Raw genomic sequence first — 24,611 nt, 5'->3', positions numbered from 1 at the left:
AGGGGTTAATGGAAAAACAAGGGCGGATTCTTATTGTCGATGATGACAGCCTGGTGCGGGAATCATTGTACGAGACTTTCATTGATGAATTCGAGGTTCTGACCGCCGCATCAGGGGCCGAAGCTTTGACACTGGTAAAAAACGACGCCGAACTCGATGCCGTTGTTCTTGATATCAAAATGGCCGGGATGGATGGCCTTGAGACCGCCTCGGCGATCAGTAAGATAAATTCAAGACTTCCGATTATTCTTTATACCGGTTATCCCGGAGATTTCTCGGAAAGCAGGATAGACCGGCAGTATCATCCTTTTGACTATGTCGCCAAAAGCGATCAGCCGGTGCGTTTATATCGGGCGGTCAAAAATGCCGTCGGCTTCCATCAGCTCGAGAAGAAAAGCGCCGAACTGGTGGCGATGGCGCGGACGGAGTACGGCATGGTCGGCAAATCGGACGTAATGAGGTCCGTCTATCGGACCATCGAGAAAATCGCTCCGACCGAAAGTAAAGTCATGATCATCGGTCCCACCGGAAGCGGCAAGGAATTGGTCGCCAGAGCTATTCACCGAAGAAGTGCCCGCTCTCATAAAAGACTGGGAATCCTTAACTGCAACCATAAACAGCCCGATCTTGTCGAATCGCAATTATTCGGACATCTGAAGGGTTCCTTTACCGGGGCCATTGATGATCGGATCGGCATGTTTGAATATGCTGATGGCGGGACGCTGTTCCTCGATGAAATCTCCGATCTTGACCAGACGTCCCAGATGAAGTTGTTAAGGGTGCTCGAAACCGGCGAATGTCAGAAGCTGGGATCGCCCGGCATAGAGAAAGCCGACGTCCGGGTGATCTGTGCCACCAACAGGAATCTCGAGGAAATGGTTGCGGCCGGCGATTTTCGTGAGGACCTTTATTATCGACTTAAAATGGTCACCATTGTTCTGCCGGCTCTCAAGGAGCGACGCGAAGATATTCCTGATCTGATAGATCATGTGGTTGAATATTATTCTATGCATAATGAAGATGGTTTTAAAATATTCGAACCCGCTGCAATTGACCTGTTGGTCGAATATGGCTGGCCCGGCAATGTCCGTGAATTGATTCATACTGTCAGGGCGGTCATGGATCTCTCGGCTTCTTATTATGTAACCCGGGACGATGTCGAGCGGCAATTGTCATTTCCCGGTTATGGCGATAATGGAAGCATGAGTTACTCCGATCAGCTGAAAGAAATGAAGAAGCTGATTATCATAAAGGCGCTGGCCCAATCCAATTATAATATTAGTGCCGCGGCAAGGCTGCTTTCACTGGATAAGTCCAATTTGCATAAGATGATCAAGGAACTTGAAATATCGCTTGGTTGATCTGACACCGCCATCAGGACGGTAATTTGGTGAAAATAACCACATCATCATTTTGTTTTTCATTAAACTCTATTAATTAGCTATCCTGCAATCACTTAACTGTTTGAATTAATTTTCCCTTCCGGCATGCAATCTGTATGCAATAATAAGCGGAAGATTGAAACCATGGAATATTCTTGATTTGACACCGGGGAAAATGGTCGATTCATGCCAGGATTAAAAAATTTTGTGATTACCTTTCGAAGTCGCTGTTTCCACCGCCAGCATTATAAATCAGGGGGGAATTGACTCTTGGCTCGTCCTTAAGGAGGGGCCTTTTCAGCCGACGGTGTCGTGCTCTCACCGCCGGCTTTTTTTTGCCCCAAATTTTGCGGTATTAAAGTGCCAGACTTTTTTCGAAAGTAACAGCTCCCAAAACAGTGTCAACAAAGAAATAATGCTCTTTTCGAAAGGGAGCGTAGAAAAGGCTGATTTCATCCGGTTTAAGACTGCCGTCAAATTTACCGGCGCCTTCAGCACGCTTAATATATTCTCTATACAATATAACCTCGGCCATGGCCAGGGCGTTTTCAAGACTTAGAGTCACATCGGCGAAGTTCTTGCCCTGTCTTTCCAGCTGCATCAGTTCCAGCTTCGGCATTGCCGAGGAAATACGTTTGGCCAGACGGAACATGGCTTCGAAATTGGGGATTTTGAAGGCCGGAATTGCCAATGTGTCCGAGGCATAAATCCCCCCAAAGAATTTTCGCATCCTTTGAGCGTCACTTTTATTCAGCTTCAGCGCCCAGAAAGGAAACATTCGATCCTGCGCCTCACCGGAGCCGATATAACATATTTTTTTCAGACCCTGCTGTCTTTTGCCGGGTGTGATCAGCTGGCCGCAATTATCGCAGATATATATATGCGATTGCCGGTCGGGAAGGTCCACACCGCAATTGAGGCAGCGATGAAACTCCACCGATAACCGACCGAACTCCATATTTCCGGGGGGGAGATTCCTTAGTTGATCGTGATCGATCTCTTTATCGATTTGGCTGATAACTTTGCCGGTGACGCCGTCCGAGATAAACCGGCCGCCCTCACGACCGCTGTTCGTATCCAGGATGTAATATGGGAAATATATAATCGATCCGCTGGGATGAAACAGCTCGGTCCGGTTTTTTCCGAATTGTGGCTGGGCCACCGAGGCAATCGCCGCGATGGAACGATCCAGATCATTTTTCACCATATGCCAGCTTTTTAGAAGCGGAAGGCTTGAAAAGCCTTCTTCGAGTTTCTCTACCGAATATGGCAATATTTTGGAATATTGTGATCTGATACCGATCGATGGGGGGATATAGTCGATCGATGGTCCGGCCGCTTGTGTGACCGAATAGGGCGTCAGCCTGATGTCGGTCATTTTCTGTTCATACGTTTTTATGTTTTCATAATCGTATTCATCCGAGGTCACCCGCTCGATAGTCTCATTGCGCACTTTCAGAACCACCGCATCTATTTTCCAGTAAGGATAATAGACCGCGATGGCCGTCAGGCCGGCGCCGCTGAGTGGTCCGGCATGCTGCTTCAGGTATCGGTCAAGGTGGAACCTGACCTCCCGCAGCGGCTTCTCACTTCGGATAAAATATGCCGGAGGCGTCTCCGGCATATTGATTCTTAGATTCGAACCGCAGTGGCAGCAGTTCAATACGAAAAAATCGGACTGTATTTCCAATCCGCCGCCGCAGCCGGGGCAGGTGACACCGATATAAAAGCCGTCTTTACTGCTGATCGGGTCCTTCATTGACCTTCTTTCCGCAATTATCGCAGAATTTCGAACCGTGAATCAGTTCCGCCGAGCAGTGCGGGCATTTTAGTCTGGCGTCGAGCTTATATCCGCAAAACATGCAGAAATTCGCTTCCGACGGCAGTTCGTGGCTGCATGAGGGACATATATTTTGAGCCACCATGGTATAGCCGCAGCGATAGCAGTAGCGCGACTGTTCCGGCGTGTCGGCATGGCACTTGGGGCAGGTGACGGTCGGTATCGACTCCCGCTTGAGATCCTTCTGCTCGGGATTGAACACATTTGTCAACACGCCGGGCATCATCATCCCGATTCCGGCGGCTACCCCCGCCCCGGCGCCGGACCCGGCCGGTCCGCCGGCGGTGCCCATGCCTCGGGCCATTTCAAATTTAAGGAATTTATCGAGATCGCCGACCGCCTCGAGTCCGGAACGCTGATCGATCATCTGTGATACTTCTTCCGGAGGAGTGATCGACGATATATAAAAGTCGGTCAGTTCCAGACCGTATTTCTCAAATTCGTTCCTGACGATTTCCTTGAACTGGTCGGCCATTTCGGTATATATCGCCGGTAGTTCCAGGACCGTGTCCAGTTTCTCGCCCAGCAGGTCGTTAAGGCGGGCCGTGATAACATCGCGCAAATAGCCCTGAATGTCATCGGTGGTATATTTGGCCTGCCGGCCCACAATCGTGTTCAAAAACAGGGTTGGCTGGACGATTTTCATGGTAAAAGCGCCGTGGCCGCGAAGCCTGACCAGACCCAGCTTGCTGTCTCTGAAGGTGACAGGATGTGTCGTTCCCCACTTTAAGTTTGTGAATGTCTTCAGGTTAACAAAATAAACCTCGGCTCTGAAAGGTGAATTGAAGCCGAAAGGAAAGGCCAGAAGCCGGGTTAGAATCGGGATATTCAGGGTCGACAAGGTATGCCGGCCGACTGAAAATGAGTCGCAGGCGTGGCCGTCTTTGAAAAACAGGGCCATCTGGCTGTCCCGTACAATTAACTGGGCGCCAAGCTTAAAATCCGCTGAACCTTCCTGAGGAATGCGATAAATCATCTCCTCGCCGGTTGGATCAAGCCATTCAATTACTTCAATTAAAAGTGACATGATTAATCCTTAATAGAGATTTTTATGCTTTTATAAGGATTTTCGACAATTGGCATAACTTCCTTGACTTTATGGGCAGATTTTATATAAAATTATTTGATTTTATATTGAATTTGTCTATTATTAATTATCTGGTAAAGATACAGGGATGGAAGAAACGGCTTAATTTTTAGGCCTTTTTCGAGTTATCAATCGTACATGGCAGTAATCGAATAGCGGAAGCGGGGCGTCGAATTACAAAACGCCTCCGGACAATTGAAATAGTCAATGCAAAAAAGGTTGGTTATGTCTGACCATATTTCATGTTTCAGATGCATGTTTATTATAACAGCGGTCATAATATTGCTTTGTTCGTCGGCATTTGGACAAAAATGGGGGAAAGTCACCGATGAAGAATTTCAACAGGGTCCTCCCGAGGATTATCCCGAGGCCAATGCCGTAATATTGTTCGATATCGGCCGTATGGAAGTCTCGGTGGAACGGGTTGAATTGCACCGCTATGTTCGAATCAAGATTCTTACCAGGGCGGGTATCGAGGAAGCGGGTGATATCGGGTTCAGTTATGACGAGAAAGACAGGATCAGGAACCTGCAGGCACAGACCATCACGCCCGACGGGAAAAAAATCAAGGTCGATAAGGATGAGTTTTTTACCAAGACTCTGGGCGGACATAAATATACTACTTTTGCCTTCCCCGCGCTCGACAGCGGCTGCATCATCGAGTACAAATATATCAACACGAACGAGAGGCTGCATCGCCTCGATGCTTGGTACTTCCAGAGTGATTTATATACTCTTTACTCCGAATTTTCATTGATCCTCAATCCCGGATTCGTTTACTCATCGGCCACCGTCCAGATTCCGCCGGAAAAACGCGAACCGGAAACGGAGTACCTTCCGAACCCGGATGATATGTATGGCCGCCGCAATCAGAAATTCACCTGGAAACTGACCGATCTTCCGCCCGTCAACGACGAACCTTATATGAGCTTTCGCGACAATTACCTGGCCTCTATTTATAATCAACTCGTCTCCTATGAAACGGCGCACTCGAAATGGGACTATATTAAAGGCTGGCCCGATATCGGAGAAAAATTTCAATTCTCCATCGAGGAATATATTGATAAGAGAAAAGATATCGAAAAACTTGCCGACAGCCTGACCGCCGGGCTGACCGATCCCCTTGAAAAGGCCAAAACCATATATAATTATGTCATCAGGGAAATCAAGACTCAGGATGATGATAAAGGTTATTATTTTTCTAATGACAAATTATCGGTCATGCTTGGCAACAAATGCGGAACGGGTGATGAGAAAAATATTCTCCTGACCCAGATGCTGAAATCGGCCGGACTCTCGGCCTGGCCGGTCCTGATCGGAACCCGCGACAAAACTGTCTTTAATCCCAAACTGTATCAGGCGCAGCAGTTCAATCGAATCATCACCTTCGTGGATATAAAGCCCACTTTTTATTATCTTGATGCCACCTCCGGCTACTGCCCCTTCGGGATTTTGCCGCCGGAATCGCGCGCCATGGGCGGATTGCTCCTTGACGGCAGGAAATCGGAATTGGTTAAGATCGTGGTTGACGATACCAAAGCTTACCGGAAAGATATGACTTATATGACGGTCGACGCCGACGGTGCCGTGAAATGTTCCACCTCGGTGCAGTTCTGCGGTTATTTTGCATCCAGCTACGGCGAGCGATGGGATGAGAAACAACCGGATGAATTTGTGAAGGATTATCTTCTGGATAGGCTGGATGCCGCTTATGACATGGACTCGCCTAACTACAAACAGGACAGCCTCGGCATACTGCAGATTGATATCACTTATTCATTGAATGATTATGTGAGGCGCCTGGATAACAATATGGTCCTTAAGCCGGTGCAGTATTATTTCCGCGAAAATCCCTTCAAAAGCGAAAAAAGATTCTTTCCGGTGGATTTCAACTTTCCTTTCGTGTATCAAAACATCGTTCAGATTGCCTTCGACAATAATTATGTCACTCAGACGCTGCCGGAGCCGATTCAGCTTGAAATACCGGGAGCGTCATATACTCGAAACTGCATGTCTGACGGCGAGCATATAATAATAAACAGTCAGTTGTCGGTCGATAAACCCTTTTTCCCACAGCAACTGTATCCCAGATTGCGGGAATTTTTTATCCAGGCGACATCCGCCGTCGAAGATGAAGTCGTCGTAAGTATTGCCTCTGAATAGGCGGCCGTGTATGGTTAAATACCTGGCCGCATTTTTCCTCATAATAATTCCTTATATCCTGAATGGTGTTGAGATATCTGATATAACCGTCGGCGCCGACGCTTATTATAATTACAAAATCTGGGAATGCGAAATAAAAGGCGACAACGCCGAATTACGCGCCAAAATCAGCGTGACTATATTGAATTCCCGCGGCATGGATTATAACAGTGTCGTTGGGCATGAAAGTGCGTTCGAGAAAATAAAACGGCTGAAAGTCAGATTGATAGATGCCGGCGGCAATGTTATTGTCGAAGATGATAAAAAGGATATGAAAAAAGCCTGCGGTTTTGGAGATAGTTTCCAGATCTACAGCGAAGTTTGCACCTATTATAAGGAATATGCATTTCCCGGTTATCCCTTCACACTGGAATATGAATATGACACCGATATCAAATCGCTGTTTCTCTGGCGCGGTCAAAAATTCCAGCATTATATTCCGGTAAAAGAAGCCTCATACCGGCTGATATGCCCGGCCGATTTCGCTTTCAAATATAAATGCTATGGTGTTGACATCGAACCGTCCATTGAGAATGAAGGCGATAAGGTAATTTATTCCTGGAAGGCGGAAAATATACGCGCCCTTGAGGAAATCGATTTTGCGCCCTATGGCGGTCCTGATGGCGGGCGAATTTCATTTATCGCCGAAAAATTTAAGCTTGGCGGCGCCCAATTTGACGCGCAAAGCTGGAAAAATGTGGGGAATTGGTATTCGCAACTTTCGGAGCCATGCCTGATGAAGGAAACGGTTGCGCTTTCATGGACGCCGCCTGAAACCAATGATAAAATTTCGACGGCCAGGGCGATTTATGATGAACTTCGAGACAATACCCGTTATGTCTCGGTTTCGATCGGCGTCGGCGGCTGGAAACCATACGAAGCTTCGCTGACCCAGGCCCGCGGCTACGGCGATTGCAAGGATTTATCGACCCTGCTTATATCACGACTTCGGCTGGCCGATATCCCGGCCTATCCGGTGCTGGCCCTGACCAGGGGCGAAGGTCTGACGGATCTCGATTTCCCCGACTTTAATTTCAATCATATTTTTGTTGTCTCAGTTATCGATGATGACACGCTGTGGATGGATCCTACCTGCACCTTCTGTCCCTTCGGTGATTTGCCCTATGGCGATGAGAACATCAATGTTGTTATAGCCACCGATACCGGCGGCGTAATTGCGGCCACTCCTGCAGCCGATCCGGAAGAGAATCAAGTTATCAAGGAGAGCCGGGTGTTTATCGGCGCCGCCGGCGCCATGAAGGTCAACACTCAAATTAAATATTATGGCAATTATGCCCAGACGCGAAAAGATAAGATCCGAATGCTTGATAATGATGAGACCAAAAATTATCTCACCGATTTGCTTCCGGGAGGGGAGAGGCGCTACAAACTTCATAACTACACCATCATGAATCTCGGCGGGGTCGAGCAGCCGCTGGAAATCGGCCTTGACGCGGTCGGCAAAAAGAAGGTCGATGAGTTGAACAATGTCATTTACCTGAGTCCCAATATTCTCGAAACCCTGGGCAGTTCCGAGACTCTTGATCTGGATGGCCGCGATATAGCGGTGGACTGGGGCTACCCCTATATATTTCGGGAAAATATCGTAATAACCTGGGACACGCTGCTTGAGCTCGATTCGATTTATATCCCGCCCGACGACAGTGTCGAATTTGCACTGGGGAAATCCTCATGCCGAATCCAAAATGCGTTGGATACGATCAAAGTGAGTTTAAGCAGTGTCTTCACCGATTATATCCTGCCGGTCGAGCAGTTCGAGAATTTTGAAAATTACCGCAGCCGCAAGAAAGAAATGCTGTCAAGCTATATTAAATTGTACAAAAAGGTCAATTGATAGGGCGTGCAGGAATCTATTTCTGCCAGAATGACGGCCGCAGGGCCAGAAGAATCGTAAATATTTCCAGTCTTCCCAACAGCATGCATATAATCAGCACCCATTTGCCGGGCACCGGTATCCAGGCGTAGGTTTGAGTCGAGCCGACACCGTTAAGGCCGGGACCGATATTCCCCATGGTGGCCGCAACCGTTGCAATCGATGTCACCAGATCGGGAATGAATAAGGTCATGACCAGCGAGCAGGCCACAAAAATAACGATGAATAAGATAAAGAAGGCCCCGATATTTATCACCCGTTGTTCATCCATACTGATGCCGCCTATTTTCAGCGGCGCTACTAAATGAGGTTTGATCATTTTTTTCAATTCGCGCCAGCCGACCTTGAGGACTACCATTATCCGGACCATTTTCATACCGCCGCCGGTCGAGCCCGCGCAGCCACCCCAGAACATCAGAAACAGTAGGGCGAAACGGCAGAAATCGGGCCACAGATCGAAATCCGCCGTACCATAGCCGGTTGTAGTAACGATGGAAACAACTTGAAAGGCCGATTGGCGTACCGATCCGTAAACCGTGGCCACTTTGGCCTCCTCGGATGCCACATGCCGCCCGAAATGTTCAAATGTGCGAGGCTGATGCTGAAAATGTTCGGCCGCTTTTTCGGTCGGCTTGATACCGGCCCAGTAAAGAATACCGGTGAAGACAACAATAGTTATCAGGATGGTCGATGTATAAAAAACGAATTCCTTATTTGTTTTCAAATCGGAAAAATTGCCGCGCAGGACCCGGTAGTGAATCAGGAAATTGACTCCGGCCAGAAACATGAAAATAGTAATTACCCAGTCAATATAATTGCTGTTATAATAGCCGATCGACGCGTTCCTGGTGGAAAAACCGCCTGTGGCCATGGTTCCGAAGGTATGGCACAGCGCGTCGAACAGATCCATGCCGCCAAACATCAGCAGTCCCGTCTCTATCGCCGATAGCAGGGCATATACCCCCCACAGTATCGCGGCTGTCTGCGCCAGACGCGGTTGAATCCGCTCGGCTGTCGGGCCGGGAACCTCGCCCCTGAACATATGGTACCCGGAGACTCCCATGGCCGGGAAAATGGCGATGGCCAGCGTGATAATACCCATGCCGCCCAGCCAGTGGGTCAGTGACCGCCAGAACAGCAGACCCTTCGGAACGATTTCGATATCGTTCAGGATGGTTGCCCCGGTGGTCGTGAAACCGCTGCAAATCTCGAAGTAGGCATCGGTGAAACAACGGATCATCAGGCCGAACGTGCAGTCGCCCGAGCCCGAAATGAAATATACAAAGAACGGTATTGCCCCCCAGAATGCCAGAGTCACCCAGCCCAGCGTGACAATGGCAAAGCCTTCCTTGATTCCCTCGAGTTCTTTATCGGACCTGAATACTGTCGCGAGCGTAAAACCGGCCAGCGCCGAAAGAATGATGGATATGACAAAACCGATCTTTTCGGGATCATGGAACAGGTGTGAAATACTCTCGGGAAAATCGTAGTAAAATGAAATCGCCAGCGGCACCAGCAGGATTCCGGCCATGACAATCATTAACTTGCCGATAACATAGAAGACCGTTTTCTTATTCATCTTTTACCTGGACGCTATCGGGATTTAAATAATTTCTTGGCCCGCGAAACATCTTTTGAATATGTAATAAGAATCATCTGATCGCCCGGCTCGATGATGGTGTTGCCATCAGGAATGATCATTTCATCGCCGCGCAGGATTGTCCCGATGATCGAACCTTTCTGAATTTTGCTGCGAACGTGCTGAAGCGGCCTGCCGGTGATGGGGCTTCCTTCACCCGCCGTGATTCGAATGGCCTCGATGTCGAGATCCCTGATTCTCGTCAGCCGCCCGATCTCTCCGCGATTGATGGCTTCCAAAATCTCGCGGGCGATGGCCAGCCTCGGCTGGATGACGTGATCGATACCGATCGATGTAAAGAGCCGGTCGTGCTGACCCTCGGCAGAAACGGCGATCACCTCGCGGGCGCCTTCCGCCTTGGCCAGAAGCGCCGACATAATATTATAATCCGTCTCCCGCGCCACTCCGATAAAGAATTTGGCATTCCGGACATAGACTTCATTGAGTATGGCCGAGTCGGTGCATTCACCGTGAATTATCTCGACATTGTTCAATATATCGGCGGCGTGCCGGGCATGATCCGCATTAGGATCGACCAGCACCACCTTGGGGACAAATTTCTGAAGAGCGTCCGCCAGCAGAATGGCGGTAAGGCTGTCGCCGCTGATAATGACATTGTCCACATCCTTTCTGGTTCTGTTGAACAGGCCGAGATAGGTATCAAGTGACGACCGCGGAAAAATCCCGAAAATGTCATCACCGGGATTGACGACATAATCGCCGTCGGGAATCACCGCTTTACCCTCGCGAACGATGGCGATAAAAAGCATGGGGTGATCATGGGTATCCTGGCGGATTTCACGGAGTTTTTTGTGGGCAATCGACATCTCTTCAGTGACCGTATAGCCCCGCATCAAGACATTCCCGTGCTGGAAATTGGCCGCATCGGTGGCGCCGGGCGTCTCGACAAATTGCGTTATGGAATCAACCAGAACACTCTCGGGATCGATCACCAGGGTCACGCCCATTTCGCTGATATCGATGCCGGCATCCTCGCTGCGGAACTCATTGCTGCGGATCCGCGCGATACGGGTCGGGACTTTATACTGCCGGGCGATGGCGCAGACCAGAATATTGAGTTCGTCGATGGGCGTTACGGCCAATATCATGTCGGCCCCCTTGATACCGGCGTCTTCCAGAAGCCGGGGAGAACTGCCGCTGCCGCAAATTATCTTTATATCCAGCCGTTCGGTGATATCCTGACAGGCTTTCGAGTCAACCTCTATCAGCGAGATATCGTGATGGCCCTGCACAAGATGCTCCGCCAGACTATAACCGACGACCCCGCCTCCGACTATAATAATTTTCATTTATCAGATTCCCCAGCCATACTCCGGTTTACCTCCGATCAATTCCCATTAATATTCATCGCCACCCTGATTGTCAACAAGTATTAATCTCCCTCGTATTACGATTTTCGCGAAAAAAAGAGTTGCCAAAATGACAATTTACATCATTCTTAAACATTGAAGTGATTAATATCAAAACAATTAAAATATATCTGATTCCCGTTTTGATATATCTGGCCTTTACGGCCATATATGTGGGCATATCCGAGAAACGGAACAACCAGTATTTCTTCCTGCCGGTCTGGGATGTTAAACATTATCTGGATATTTCCGAGACCGGCTATGATGTGCACCCTTGCACTCCCGGCGTTGACGGCCGGGCCGGGGACATATGCGGCAATTCGGGATGGTATCCGATGTGGCCGCTGGTGGTGAAGTTGTTCCGGCCCATGCTCGGGGGCTCCTCGAAATATACGTTCATCGGGCTGACCTTTGCTTTTGTCTTTATTTCTTTTGTTCTCCTGTTCCATTTCATGCTTCGTCACTATGGTCTGAAAGCAGCCATAATCACGCTTACGGCGCTGGCCTGCGGGCCGGCTTCATTTTACCTGCTGACCGGCTTCCCCTATGCGCTATTTATGCTTCTGTTCATGGTTTATTTGATAATGCTGTACCGGCCCGAGGGAATAACCAGAAGCATTGTTCTCTTCCTGACAGCCATGGCCCTGTCGCTGACATACCCCACCGGCATCCTGATTGCCGTGATTCCGTTGGTCTGGTATCTGGCCGAACATAAGAAATCCGGCGGTTCCGAAAAACCAATTTCTAAGTGGGCGTCTCTTTTCGGAAATTTGATTCCTTTTGGATTAGGCCTGCTTCTGCTCTGGACCTATTTTTATTTCAAGTTTGATGATTTCTTCCTGCAGCTGCATTTTCAGGCCAAGTATGACCGAACCTGGGCCTTTCCCTTCTGGATAATGCTGAAAAACCTGTTCAAGGAACCGATCTTTGGCCCGGAAAACCTGGCTATAATCTGGTATGGGCTGATTTTTCTGCTTTTTATGCCGTTCCGGCTGAAGAAAGAACTCTGGATAACCGCCCTTGTTCTTTACCTTTTTTCGCTGACAACCGGCACGACGATGTCGATTTACCGGCACTACCTGATCATATTTCCGGCCTATATGATTATTGCGGCTTCCGCAAAACCGCTCTGGCTTAAAGCGGGTTATATCGTCCTGGGCCTGATTATATCATTAAACGTGCTCTTTCCGCTTTTTATGGCCTACCGATTGATTTAATCCCGGTCTTCCATATGAGTTGAAAACCTGAACATTTTACCTTATCTTGGTATAACCTATAAATATGTAAATTACATAGAGGTTGTTGATATGCTGAAAAAGTTGATAGTGTATATATTTGTTCTTGTCATACTGTCGGCCTCGTCCGGCAGCGCCCAGAATACCAGGAGAATCATCCGAATGGGCTACTTCGAAGGCGGGCAGTATTATTCTCACAAGGTTCTCAATAACGCGATTAAAGCCGAGCTGGAGCAAATGGCCGGCGACAGCCTGGATATTGTCTTCGAGCCGCAGGGCTATCGGAGCGCCGAGTGGAAGCGCGATATCTGCCGCTCCTATGGCCGCGATTACACCCGGATGAAGGACATCGATATCGTGATCGCCGCCGGACCGTGGGTGGTGGAAGATTTACTCGAGGCCGGCTACATAGGGGCCATTGTCGGTATCAGCCAGTTTGACCCTCTGGATCAGGGGCTGATTGACGCTTTTGGCCGGCCGATCGCGGAAAATTTGACCGTAAATTATCACCCCGGCAAAATCGAGTCGGATATCGAAACCATTCAGAAATTATTCTCGCCGAGAAGAATCGGCTGTCTTTATTTCCCGTCGGCCGATGAGTCCGCCGCCGTGAAATCGAGACTGGCCCTGGCCGCCGACCGTTTCAATGCCCGTATTGTCTCGGCCGAGGATTATTCGCCCGAAGGCCTGTTCAGCTTTTTTCTTTCCTTCGCCAATATTCAGGATCAATGCGATGCTCTCTATCTCCCGCCCATGTGGGGAATGGAGCTGGAACAGATGCAGCAGTTTCTCAGCGAAACCATAATGGCTCGCGTGCCGACCTTCACGTCGGAAGGTTACCTGCTTCTTGAAAAAGGCGCCACCGCCGCCAACTGCGTCCGGCCCGATCTGCCGCTGGCCCGGTTTACCGCCTATAAAATTATGCAGATTATCCATGGCGCCGTCCCGGCTTCGCTTCCGACCGTCATCAATGAGGCCCCCGCCATGTGCCTTAACCTTGAATCCGCCCGAAAACTCAATATTAATTTCGATCGCAGCAATATCAATAATGCCAGAACCATTCCGGCCCTGCCCGGTGAAGAGGCGCCGAAATACACCCTGGCTGCAGCCATCGACCAGGCGCTGCGTGAGAATGTTTCGATGCTGGGAAACAAGGCTCTCTATCAAAAAGCGATAGCCGCGGCCGGAAAAGCCTATTCGGCGTTCTATCCCGATATCAGGCTGAATCTGGAAGCTGCTGCATCTGATAATGAAAGCTCGGCGGCCGTTTACAACGATATCCTGAACCGCGAGTTCTCAGCCGATATCATCCTCGATCAGAAATTATTCTCATACGCGGCCGTCAAGGCGGTCCATATTGCTCAAAAAAATCTGCAAATAGAGGAAGCCAACCTCAGGCAGGCCGAACTCGATCTCAAATATGCCATCACTACAGCTTATATATCGGTCCTCGAAAACGGGGAAAAGGTTCGGGCGATTGAAGATAAAATCGACCGGCTCCGCCAGTACTGGGAAATGACCCTGACCAACGCCCGGATCGGTCATGCCGATACTCTCGACATCTTAATCCTGCAGGAGCGCTTGGTTTCCGCAAAGATGCTCTTGCATGATGCAAATTCGGAATTGCGTGTATCCCGCGTGGTCCTTAATGTTCTCTTAAATCGGCCCGGCGATGAAATCGTCGTTCTCGATGACACCGATTTCGCGCCGGAAATCATGGTTGCCATGGCCCGCAAATTCGATAATTATACCGCAAATATTGAGAAACAGAAAAAGTTCGAGGATTACCTGGTCCGGACTGGCATCAACAATTCGACTGAGATGCAGGTGGCCGCATTGTCGATCGAAATTCAACGCGATTTGATCGCAAAAAGCAGCCGAAGGTACTTACCGGAACTCACCTTGCGCGGGAAATATTCGTACAGTGATGAATATGAACCTGAATACGGCCGCAACAACGATTCCTGGACCATCGGCGGATACCTGACTATACCGCTTTTGTCCGGTTCCCAATGGAAACACAACCAAGCCTCACTCAAAGCGGGGATGGATGAGCGGCTCTACAAGAAAGACATGATCCGATTCGAACGCATGGAGACGATCGTGGCCGCGGTCGAGAAACTGCTGGCACAGGTATCGACGCTTCCGATGAGTTACTTCACCAAAAATCTTGCCTCGGACAATCTCACAGCAAGTTATAAAAAATTCAAAGCGGGGCAACTCACGACCCTTGACCTGCTGGCGGTCGAGAAGTATGCCTCGTCGAATGAACTCAGCCTCGTGGAGCGTAAGTACAATTTCTTTATCTCGTATGCTGGAATGCTTAATGCCTCCGGGGTCGGCTATCTTATTCACAACTCAGCCGAAGAGACCGAATTCTATAAAAATCTTGAAAGCTACCTGGAATAAAAACCGTTGGTCGGTTAACCCGGCCGACGGTCAGGAATTTTACCAGTCGGTTTTGATATTTATGAAAAGTGTCTTGCTGTCGCGCCAGATGAAGAAAACCACTTCAGCCGGACGCTCGGTATCGACCTTTTCCAGAGCCACCCGCGCGTCCTCAACCGAATCGGTCTTGACGCCATCGATTGACTGAATTATGTCGCCCGGAAAGATTCCGCCGACCGCGCCCCAGCTTCCCGGTTCGATCTCCTTTATGACCACACCCTTGAAATCTCGGTCGAGATTGAAAATATTGTAATCGGCAAATACCATATCACGGATTTTCATCTCGAAATTATTGTCTTCATACTCGGGCGCCTCCGCCGGTGATATCGGCGCCGGGGCCAGAGTGACGGTCAATCCCAGAGTGTCAAGACCATTCTCGGCCCGTCTAAGGATCGTCATGGCGACCGATGCCCCCGCCCCCAGTTCGGATATTTTCTTTTGGAAGACCGGAAGATTCTCCTCCTTGTTGACCTCGACCGGGTGTCCTTCGAGTTCGAAAATGATATCACCGGTCAGCATTCCCGCCGAATCGGCCGGAGAATCCTTGACGACTTCATTCACGATTATACCGCCCTTGGTGCCGACGTTCCAGAATTCAGCGATATCCGGTGTTAAAGCCTGAAGATATATGCCCAGCCAGCCGCGGTCGATTTTTCCAAGTTTGGGAGGATCCTTAATCAATTTGTTCAGCCGGTCCGCTTCAACAACCCCCAGCAGCGGTACAAAATCCTCCATATTGGAGAATGATTCCATCATACGCGAAGCATCGAAACCGGACAGAGCCGGATTTTCAAGATCGCCCAGAATCCCCACCGGTGCCCCGGAAGTGTCATATAAAATCGATGTAATTTCAAGTTCGTTGAATCCTGCCGTCAAAATAAACTGCTCCGGCTCGTTAATGTTGGCCGAAACCAATCCGATATCGGCGCCCAATTGCGGCGAAACATATTCGGGAAGCAATGTGTACAGGGCCAGCCACTCACCGACCCTGAAGCTTTTTCTGTCCTTGAACTTTACGGACGGGAATTTTTTCTTGTCTTCCGAAATAATCCGGCAAAAGCCGATTTTGGTGAAACGATCAATCCCGATAAACTCGGCCGGGTATTTGGTTCCGTCCATCATGACCACTTCAATGCTCTTGGGATTGGCGCTGACCTGCATGCCCGACATGATCGAGAAGGGATCATCGCTGTCGATCGGGGTACCGTCAAACATCACCAATCCATCCGAGCCGACAATACTGCCGATGCCGCGATTTTTTGCCTCGGTCGTCTGTGTCCCGAAGGAAACCTCGATAACCAGGTTGACCGCCACCGTATATTGGGACGCCTCGCCGTAAATTTTATCAAAATTAAAATTCTGCGCCGACAGCGTGCCGAACGACAGAAGTACAATCATCAATGAAACTATCAACCTCACCTTATTGCTCCTTTATTTATTTTCTTCCGCCGTTTTATGATTATTTACCTTTATAAGCACAAACTTAGTACTTCCGGAACGCTTTACCGTTAACAGAACTTTTTCAAGACCGGCTACAATCACTTCGTTATATGTTTTGAAGAACTTCTCAAACGTTAGTGTCGGCTGTTCATTAAGACCCTGAATAATATCGCCGCGCAGAAGCCCCGCATCGGCGGCGGCGCCGACGCGCTTGACCCCGGAGACAAAGACGCCGAGAGTATCCTCAAGCAGATTTTCGACCGCCATCTGTTTGGTAATTCCCTTCACCGTGAATCCCCACTCCTTACATTCCAGGTCCTCGCCGAGAATTTCACCCAGTTCATGTGTCTCGACATTGACATATATGGTCTTGTCTTTGCGCAAAATGGTCATCTCGATATTGCTGCCGATCGGATGATCGGCGACTTTTTTATAGAAGGCCGGAAGTTCCTCGGCGAATCTCGCCGAGACCGGCTGCTGATCCATTTTAAGAATAATATCACCGGCCCTCAGTCCGGCCTCTTCGGCGGGTGATTTGGAGTCGATCGACGAGACCAAGACCCCTTCATTAATCTCCGTCCCGAACCATGATTCCAGATTCTGAAGTTCCTGGCACTGCACGCCGATCCAGCTTCTGGTCACCTTTCCCTTTTCCAGGATATTTTTGATGACTTCTTTGACGATGTTAATCGGAATCGAAAACCCGATGTTGTTGGCGAACAGGGTCGCCCGGGAATTGATGCCGACAATCTTCCCGTTCAAATCAACCAGCGGTCCGCCCGAATTTCCCGGATTTATAGCCGCATCGGTCTGGATCCAGTTGTTGTAAATGCCGGTCTTCTCGCCTGAGGGAAGCCGCGTTTCTCCCGGAAAATAGCGGTCGGTGGTGGAAATGACACCACATGATACCGAGCGCGCCAGGGCCAGGGGGGAACCCATGGCCAGGACATATTGTCCCACCTGAAGCTGGTCGGAATCGCCGAATTCAACAACCTGAATACTCCCGGAGTACTCCGAAAGGTCAAGTTTAATTACGGCAATATCTGTCAATGGATCGCCGCCGATCAATTCGGCCTTGACCTGCTCTTTATCGGGCATGGTGCAAATAATCCGTTCGGCTTTGCCGGCGACATGGTAGTTGGTGACGACATAGCCGTCTTTGTGAAAAATGACCCCGGAACCGACCACCGATTGCTTTCTCATTTTGCCGGTTCTGAAATCGGTTATGACCGGTTGTATATGCACAAGCGCGGGAAGAACCTTATCTCGCGCCATAAATATTTCTTTTTGTAATGGCGAAACTTCGGCCAGGCCGACTTTGAACGTTAATGCCAAAAGCACCAAAAACAGGAAAGATTTTCTCATCAGTTACCTCGACAATTGTTTATACGACCTGCTGACGACAGTCGCGAATAATATATCATATGACAATAAAAAACTTTTAACTCCATTTCAAGCTATTATTTAACACTTTATCGGTATTAAAGTTCGAAAAAAAAGCCATCCCCGGTTGGGATGGCTCTTCAAAACTCCTAAAAGAATCAATCCGCCCATCGGAACTCCACCGATCCGACACCGACATTGACTTCAAGCTCCAGGCCGATATCCGATGATTCATAATCGTCAGATTCATAAAAACCTTTGTCAACTTCGAACTGCTCCAGTTCATCGAAATCCATCGATGACAGGAAACTGTCGTCGGCCTCGATGCTGAAGGGAACTCCGCGCGGTATATAGATGACGGTTGAGGCCAACCCGAGAGATATTTTTGCTCTGGATCTCATGGTATATTTACCCGAAAAGTCGATCTCGAATTTACCTGCTCCGCCATCAAGGTACAGCCGCCTGAAATTGAGGTTTCCGAGGTTGGATATTTCGAATTTACCCGCTCCGGCATCAAAATTGACCTTGTCGGCTATGTCCGGGTTTGGTTTGCTGAAGTCCAGTTTGCCGTCGGCCGCGCCCAGGTCGAAATCGAGATAGGTAATTGGAATCCCACCCAGGTCAAAGTCCGCCTCGCAGGCGCTGATATCAATCTCCATTTCGGCCGGGTAGCGATTGGATAAGATGATGTCCCACATATTATCTTTAGTGTCGAATTCCTTTTTCCAGCTTAGATCGGAACCGAAATCGATATAGCCGGTCCCGCCCTCCTTTTCATAATCGGCAAAAACTCTTAACCTCCGAGCACTGTATTCCACATCCGCTTTGAATATCTCTTCCATGTCGGCCGGCTTGATGCTGAACCTGCCCGCGCCCAAATCGGCATGAATTACGACCTTCTCGATATCATCTTTCGGGAAAATAAAGCTCTCTTTTTCCAGCACCCCCGCCGATAGTGCGCCGGATATTATCAGGATAACTGATATTACGGCAATGCTTATTCTTACAAACATAGCGACTCCTGACTATCAAAATTCAGGTTATTTTTATTTGTCCGGGCTCAATGGCGGCGGCGTCGGTGGCGGCGGTTTGACGCCGTCAATTCTGATTTCAATATCGATGGAAGCTTTACACTCTCTGCGACCATAACGGGTCAGGAAGACGGCGCCGACGCCGGCTGTCACCGCTATGGACCATATAATTATCGAAAGCACCATGAATAGAATGGCGAAGCCTTCTCCGACGCCTCCTGGTTTAATATAAAAGAGTGACATCAAAATCCAGAATACTTCCAGAAGCGTAATACCGAGAAGAACCTGCCACACTTGCGATTTGGAGATACCGCCGATGTATTTCGACATTTTTTCGCCCACTAACTGGCTGAACCCGATTACTCCGAGAATTGCCGCCAGCGTCACTAAAATCGGCATTGCTATCAGGGCCACCGGTATGCCGATAATAGTCAGTACCAAAAGGCCCATAACCGGGGTATAGGCAACCCAGATTAGCAGACCGGCAAAAAATGACTTGAAGAAACTTTTCTGAAGACAGACTTTTACGCGGTCGACAGGCCGCGAAAAAATGGCTATGGCCAGCAGGCACAGGATTAAGAGAACAAAATATATGATAGTATTGGCAATCAGGGCGACATAAGAATTTTCGGAAAATGACTTGCCCTTGAAAATGTCTTCAATATCGGGCGGCATTTGAAAGAAATCCTGCTCCAGCCGGTCACCCAAAATAATCCCGCCGCGCATTTTGACAATTTCCGGAGCCCGGGCATTGCCGGTTATCTGGCCGGTTGAGGTCACCGTAATCTTTTGATACGAAAAGACATCGCCGATAACTTTCCCTCTCACCGTCACGGCTCCCATGGCTATAATCGGGCCGCGAACCTTTTCGTCGGTGTCGATCAAAACCGACCCGAATTTGAGCCCCTTCATGCTCTTTGCTTTTTCCATCTTTTTGGCGATTTCCTCGAGCTGCTTTTCGTCGAGAGCGGGCGGAACAGGCGGAGCCGGGCGCTTTTTGCCAAAGACTGTCTTGGTCCCGGTCTTATCAAATTCCTCGGTTATAAACTTGTCCTGCGTAAAATCATATTCCCATTCATTACCGGCACTGTCGATTGCATAGGCGCCGTCGGGAGAAACATGTATTTCCGTGAAAACAGTGTCACCTTTCTGACCAGCCAGCCGGCGGGTCTCAGCTTCCAGGAGCAGCCTTTCTTCATCGGCAGCGGCTTTCTCATCCTTCATCTCACGGATAGCAGATGAGTCTTTAAGCGGGGTCTTTTCATTATCGGAAGGAGCTGCCGCAAATATATAAAAAGGCAGTATCAGGGCAATCACGATAATCGCCCCTGATATTTTCCAGAATGTCTTAAACGACCCTGTCATCGACGACTCCTAATATTCCGTAACGGTAATATCGCCGGATTCCGTTATCAACGTAATCTGCGGCCCGCCGCTCCCAAAACTGCCCGTCAGTTTGTTTTGCGTTACCGACTCAATCGAAACGGGCAGCTTGGTTATAATCTGTCCACTGCTTGTTTCTATACGCACTTTTCCCGAAGTCGTTTCGGGAAGGCTGAAAATAATTGAGCCCGTGGTGGTTGAAACGTAAAAATCCTTGTCCGAAAACAGTTCTGTCTTTATTTCAACATCGCCGGTGTGTGTTTGAATACTGATCGTGCCTTCTTCCTGCCCGACGGTGACTTTTCCTGATGTGGAACGAAGCTGCAGGTCGCCGTTTAGATATGCGATATCCACGGCCCCTGATGTTTGCGAGATTGTCACCGGCCCTGAAATATATAAGCCTTTCTTTATTCCCGAGGTCGAATGTATATCAACTGCGCCGGTAATCGATGTAAAATCAATATTTGATCCGCCGGTCGTTATATCGGCCCGCCCGGTTATACTGGTCAGGGTGACATCACCGGTCATCATATTCAGAACCAAATCGCCGTAAATATCCTGAAGCGTCATCTTATCCGATACGCCCGTAGCGGTTACATCACCTGATACTCCCGATATCGCAATTGTCCCCGATGAATTATCCACGCTTAACTTGCACCTTTGCGGCACCGTTATATCAAAATCGACCGAGCCGAATGAATCCTCGCCGCTTCCAAAAAGCTTGCTCCAGAATGACTCCGACCGGCTCTTGAGTTTAAGGAAGTTTGTCTTGATGGAAATTTTGCCCCGGTCCTGCGTCACCTTGATTTCAATGTGCTCGGCCACCTCTTCCGCTTCGTCCTGCTCCGCCGCCCGGACATGCTTGATAGCATTAATTGTTATGGTTTCAACCGGCGCCCCGGTTATTTTGATATCCCCGGCCGAATTATTAATGATTAACTCCGGTTTTTCGGGAACCTCAACTATTTTCTGATATTCAAAACTGAAAGTCTTGCCGGCGGCGTCAATACCAAAAAACAGGACTAATCCCAGCAAATATGGCAGAATTCTCTTCATATCGGTCACTCTTAAAATGCTAAAAAGGCCGCAATTTCTTCTTCAATAATTCCCTTGCCCGGAAAATTCGGGCCTTGACCGTTCCAATCGGTATATTCAATGCCTCGGCAATCTCTTCATAAGATTTATTGTCTTTATGACGGTAAACGATAACCATTCGATATTTTTCCGGCAGGGAGTCAATGGCGTCGTTGATAGAGATTTTTCGTTCACGTTCAAGAAGGTCCCGTTCGGGATTATAGGAATCATCGGGAACTTCCATCTCGATCGTACCGTCCGCCGTTTCGGTCGGTGCGTCAAGCGAAAGAGTCCGGATTTTTTGCTTTCTCAAGTGATCGATCGCGCAGTTGGCGCCTATACGATAAAGCCATGTGGAAAACTTGTACTCGGCGCGATAGGTCGCCAGTGATGAAAATGCTTTCATAAACGTCTCCTGTACCAAATCGGCCGCGGTTTCCTTATCCCGGACAATCTTGAAAACAATATGAAAAATGGCCGACTGATGCCGGGTCATCAGTTGCTTGTAAGCGCTTTGGTCCCCCCCCAGGGCGCTCTCGATCAATATCTTATCGTCTGCCGCCAATTAAACCCTTTGGTACAATTTACGTTTACCGGTATTATGCGGTTTCAACATAACCTTTGGATTATAAGAAATAGCCCGTCATTAAACAATTAAAATATTTAGACTTCCGGCCTCTTTCACATCCAGGTTTTGCCGCGAAAATCGTAGTTTTCTACAAGCGACCCAAACCGCCCCGACCTTTAAAGTAGGATATTATTGTTGTTTTCAGGCTGCCCCAATGTATCTTGAAAACAGGACCATACGATAAAACCAGTGAGGAATGAGGCTATGCCTTGGAACGCCCGGAATAAAAAAAACGGCCCCGCCGGCACTTTGAGTGCCGGAGCCAGAATATCTCATTACGAAATTATCCGAAAAATCGGCGCCACCGCTTTGGGCACGGTTTATCTGGCCGAAGATACCTGGAATAAGCAAAAAGTCACGCTTAAACTGCTGTTTGATGACGACCGAGCCGAAAAGGAAATCCGCGATATTATGATCAAGGGCGCCGAGAGGGCCCATGAAATAAAGCATCCTAATCTGCTGGAGGTTTTTGAAGTCGGCCGCCTTGAAGGCCGGGATTACATTGTCATGGAATACGCCGAAGGGTTGACCCTGAGGCAGATGATGCAAAGCGGCCGTCTTTCGATCGACGGCGCCGTCGAAATATCGCGACAACTCTGTGCCGGAATTAAGGCACTTCATGACAACCGGATGCTGGCACAGCTCATGATTCCCGAGCAGGTCGTCGTCACCCGCGAAAAACAGGTCAAATTCATTAATTTCAGCATGATCGACACCTCGATTACCGCCGCCGGCGATATCGATTCGCTGCCGTTCGATATTGTCTCGTTCATGTCACCCGAGCAGGTAAGTTTCAGAGATATCGACGAACGCTCGAATATCTTCTCGCTCGGGATTCTCATTTACACCATGACCGCCCGCCGTCAGCCCTTCATAGGCGACAGCGGCAAGAGCGTTGCCGAAGTGATAAAATCGATCACTCCGCAGCCGCCGCTCACTTTCAACCCCGAAATCCCGGAACGACTGAACCGGATTATCATGAAAATGCTCGACAAAAATCCGGTGCATCGTTACCAGAGTGTCGATGAAATCATCAACGAACTAAGCTATTTCAAGGTCGCTCCCGATTATGATACTTACGACAGAAAGAAACCGAAGGACTCGTGGAACTGGGTGGTCCTGATCGCCTTTATTATTCTGCTGTTGATTTCATTCTGGGATTATATCATGGAACTGATCAAGGGCAAATAGAGAGTCAGCGCCGCGCTTTATATATCACGACATTTTCATCCTGAAAAACAACCGGGAAAGACGGCCGGGCATTGGGAAAATATTTTTTTTCCACCGGGCCGTAGAAAATATAATCCACTTCATCGGGCGCAAGATTCATCCGGTATGTCTTCGTGATATTATTGTACCGCTCCTGCCATGACAAACCAAGATGCGCCACATGACCGATATACCCGAGATACACCGGGCGCTCCTGCATAACCAGCGCCAGATCGTTGTTTTCGGCCGTCACCGCCATAAAACAGTCGGTATCACCGGTATTATCTGCGATCCATGCCATCGCCTTGTCCAGCCGGATATCATGCCGGGGGTAATATCCGCCCTTGGCCGGATCATACTTGGCCCGGGCCGCTGATACAAATCCGACAAACAGCACCGCCGTTATCAGGTAAGCCAGGATCTCCGCTCTCGGCAGCCGCGGCTGCCCCGCGGCGACAATCATCGCCCCGCAGAAATAGGCCATGAAAATCGGAAAGAAGGGATTGTAATGAATAAACGATCCGAATAACAGCGCCACCGCCAGCAGTATGGTCATGTCGCGATGCTTGTAAAAGACCGAAAGGACAATGAACGGCGCGGCATGTTTGATAATCTCGATCGGATCGAAATAAAAACCTTCGGTGATGACAAAATAGAAGGGTCTTTCGGTCACCGCCGATGAGACAATCAGCGAGGCCGCCAATGTTCCGAGTATGGAAGAAACCAGGATGAAAATGTCTTCGCGCTTCCGGTTGAGGATTGCCATGACCGCCAGAAACGGCACCACCATGAGCATCGAGTAGCCGTTAATAAGCGCCGCGCCGAAAATCGCAAAAAGACGGACGGGCAGTCTTTTGCAAAATATGGCCGCCGCCAGAAGGATAATAAACGGCGCATGGGTGAACCCGCGGGCGATAAGATCCACGCCCAGCGAATTCAGATCAACCGCGAAAACCGATGACGCAAACAGGATAATCAGCGGCAGGCCGTATCGGTTTGGAAATAGGCTCCTGAAAAGCAACCAGAAAAGGATGACATAAAGCAAATTGAGAATGCGGATGGTGTTATACGGATTGATAATTTTTGCCAATAATGCCGCCGGATAATATTGAATAAACGGCTGGGTTAGTTTGACGCCGGCAAAAGCCGGATTTTGCGGCGGCATTTTATCGGTCAGCGAGTTGATAATGGCGCCGTAGTACAAAAAATCGACATCGGCCGGGGCATTGTATATGAAGCGTTTCTCGGCCGGCTGCCAGGTCCCGATCAGGAACTGCCCGATTATATAGATTATCAGGAGCGCGGCGAAGATGGCTGAATTCAAATTCGGTTTTTTCATAGATACCGAAATTAAATCCACAACGGC

The 24,611-nt window shown here is 49.0% G+C and carries 17 protein-coding genes; 6 read left to right on the top strand and 11 right to left on the bottom strand.

The genetic code is table 11. The annotated features are described in order from the left end of the window. The first annotated feature begins 8 nt into the window (after window positions 1-8). The gene (locus CVT49_04605; GenBank protein PKK84253.1) at window positions 9-1,361 is read left to right on the top strand and encodes a hypothetical protein; all 1,353 of its coding nucleotides are present in this window, start codon (window positions 9-11) and stop codon (window positions 1,359-1,361) included. A gap of 376 nt (window positions 1,362-1,737) precedes the next feature. Here the strand turns inward: CVT49_04605 and CVT49_04600 are convergent, their stop codons facing one another. After that, window positions 1,738-3,141: a hypothetical protein gene (locus tag CVT49_04600; protein PKK84252.1), complete on the bottom strand. Its 1,404-nt coding sequence runs from the start codon at window positions 3,139-3,141 to the stop codon at window positions 1,738-1,740. Continuing rightward, a complete protein-coding gene (locus CVT49_04595; protein PKK84251.1) occupies window positions 3,119-4,249 on the bottom strand; it encodes a virion core protein (lumpy skin disease virus) in 1,131 nt (376 codons plus the stop codon). Before CVT49_04595 ends, CVT49_04600 begins: the two co-directional genes overlap by 23 nt. 267 nt (window positions 4,250-4,516) lie before the next feature. Between CVT49_04595 and CVT49_04590 the strand changes: the two genes are divergently transcribed. After that, window positions 4,517-6,472, top strand: coding sequence for a hypothetical protein (locus CVT49_04590; protein ID PKK84250.1), 1,956 nt, complete (start codon window positions 4,517-4,519; stop codon window positions 6,470-6,472). Between the two features lie 10 nt (window positions 6,473-6,482). Further along, complete coding sequence (locus CVT49_04585; GenBank protein PKK84249.1) at window positions 6,483-8,366, top strand: hypothetical protein; 1,884 nt, start codon at window positions 6,483-6,485, stop codon at window positions 8,364-8,366. A 16-nt stretch (window positions 8,367-8,382) separates the two neighbouring features. On the opposite strand, the gene CVT49_04580 is transcribed toward CVT49_04585, so the two are convergent. Continuing rightward, window positions 8,383-9,984: a potassium transporter gene (locus CVT49_04580; protein PKK84248.1), complete on the bottom strand. Its 1,602-nt coding sequence runs from the start codon at window positions 9,982-9,984 to the stop codon at window positions 8,383-8,385. 14 nt (window positions 9,985-9,998) lie between these two features. Then, entirely contained in the window at window positions 9,999-11,354 is a 1,356-nt protein-coding gene (locus tag CVT49_04575; protein PKK84247.1) for a Trk system potassium transporter TrkA, read from the bottom strand. 161 nt (window positions 11,355-11,515) lie between these two features. Here CVT49_04575 and CVT49_04570 point away from each other — a divergent pair, with 161 nt between their 5' ends. Both CVT49_04570 and CVT49_04565 read left to right on the top strand, forming a co-directional pair. After that, window positions 11,516-12,631: a hypothetical protein gene (locus tag CVT49_04570; GenBank protein ID PKK84246.1), complete on the top strand. Its 1,116-nt coding sequence runs from the start codon at window positions 11,516-11,518 to the stop codon at window positions 12,629-12,631. Window positions 12,632-12,721: 90 nt separating this feature from the next. After that, window positions 12,722-15,058: a hypothetical protein gene (locus tag CVT49_04565; protein ID PKK84245.1), complete on the top strand. Its 2,337-nt coding sequence runs from the start codon at window positions 12,722-12,724 to the stop codon at window positions 15,056-15,058. 39 nt (window positions 15,059-15,097) lie between these two features. Here the strand turns inward: CVT49_04565 and CVT49_04560 are convergent, their stop codons facing one another. The 6 genes from CVT49_04560 to CVT49_04535 all read right to left on the bottom strand — a co-directional run bounded on the left by CVT49_04560 (window position 15,098) and on the right by CVT49_04535 (window position 21,904). Continuing rightward, entirely contained in the window at window positions 15,098-16,495 is a 1,398-nt protein-coding gene (locus tag CVT49_04560; protein PKK84244.1) for a hypothetical protein, read from the bottom strand. A gap of 33 nt (window positions 16,496-16,528) precedes the next feature. Next, the gene (locus CVT49_04555) at window positions 16,529-17,902 is read right to left on the bottom strand and encodes a peptidase S1 (GenBank protein PKK84243.1); all 1,374 of its coding nucleotides are present in this window, start codon (window positions 17,900-17,902) and stop codon (window positions 16,529-16,531) included. Between the two features lie 176 nt (window positions 17,903-18,078). Continuing rightward, window positions 18,079-18,933, bottom strand: coding sequence for a hypothetical protein (locus CVT49_04550; GenBank protein PKK84242.1), 855 nt, complete (start codon window positions 18,931-18,933; stop codon window positions 18,079-18,081). Between the two features lie 33 nt (window positions 18,934-18,966). Next, the gene (locus tag CVT49_04545) at window positions 18,967-20,316 is read right to left on the bottom strand and encodes a hypothetical protein (GenBank protein ID PKK84241.1); all 1,350 of its coding nucleotides are present in this window, start codon (window positions 20,314-20,316) and stop codon (window positions 18,967-18,969) included. A gap of 9 nt (window positions 20,317-20,325) precedes the next feature. Continuing rightward, entirely contained in the window at window positions 20,326-21,390 is a 1,065-nt protein-coding gene (locus CVT49_04540) for a hypothetical protein (protein ID PKK84240.1), read from the bottom strand. A gap of 19 nt (window positions 21,391-21,409) precedes the next feature. After that, window positions 21,410-21,904 (bottom strand): RNA polymerase subunit sigma-24, encoded by a 495-nt coding sequence (locus tag CVT49_04535; GenBank protein ID PKK84273.1) that lies wholly within the window; start codon window positions 21,902-21,904, stop codon window positions 21,410-21,412. Between the two features lie 336 nt (window positions 21,905-22,240). Between CVT49_04535 and CVT49_04530 the strand changes: the two genes are divergently transcribed. Next, a complete protein-coding gene (locus CVT49_04530; protein PKK84239.1) occupies window positions 22,241-23,227 on the top strand; it encodes a hypothetical protein in 987 nt (328 codons plus the stop codon). A gap of 4 nt (window positions 23,228-23,231) precedes the next feature. Here CVT49_04530 and CVT49_04525 read toward each other — a convergent pair whose 3' ends face one another. Then, window positions 23,232-24,605, bottom strand: coding sequence for a hypothetical protein (locus tag CVT49_04525; protein ID PKK84238.1), 1,374 nt, complete (start codon window positions 24,603-24,605; stop codon window positions 23,232-23,234). Window positions 24,606-24,611: the final 6 nt, after the last annotated feature.

The organism is candidate division Zixibacteria bacterium HGW-Zixibacteria-1 (genome assembly GCA_002838945.1).
Taxonomy (GTDB): Bacteria; Zixibacteria; MSB-5A5; order GN15; family PGXB01; genus PGXB01.
The sequence above is the reverse complement of the archived record's forward strand: the minus strand, read 5'-3'. Positions and strand labels throughout refer to the sequence as shown.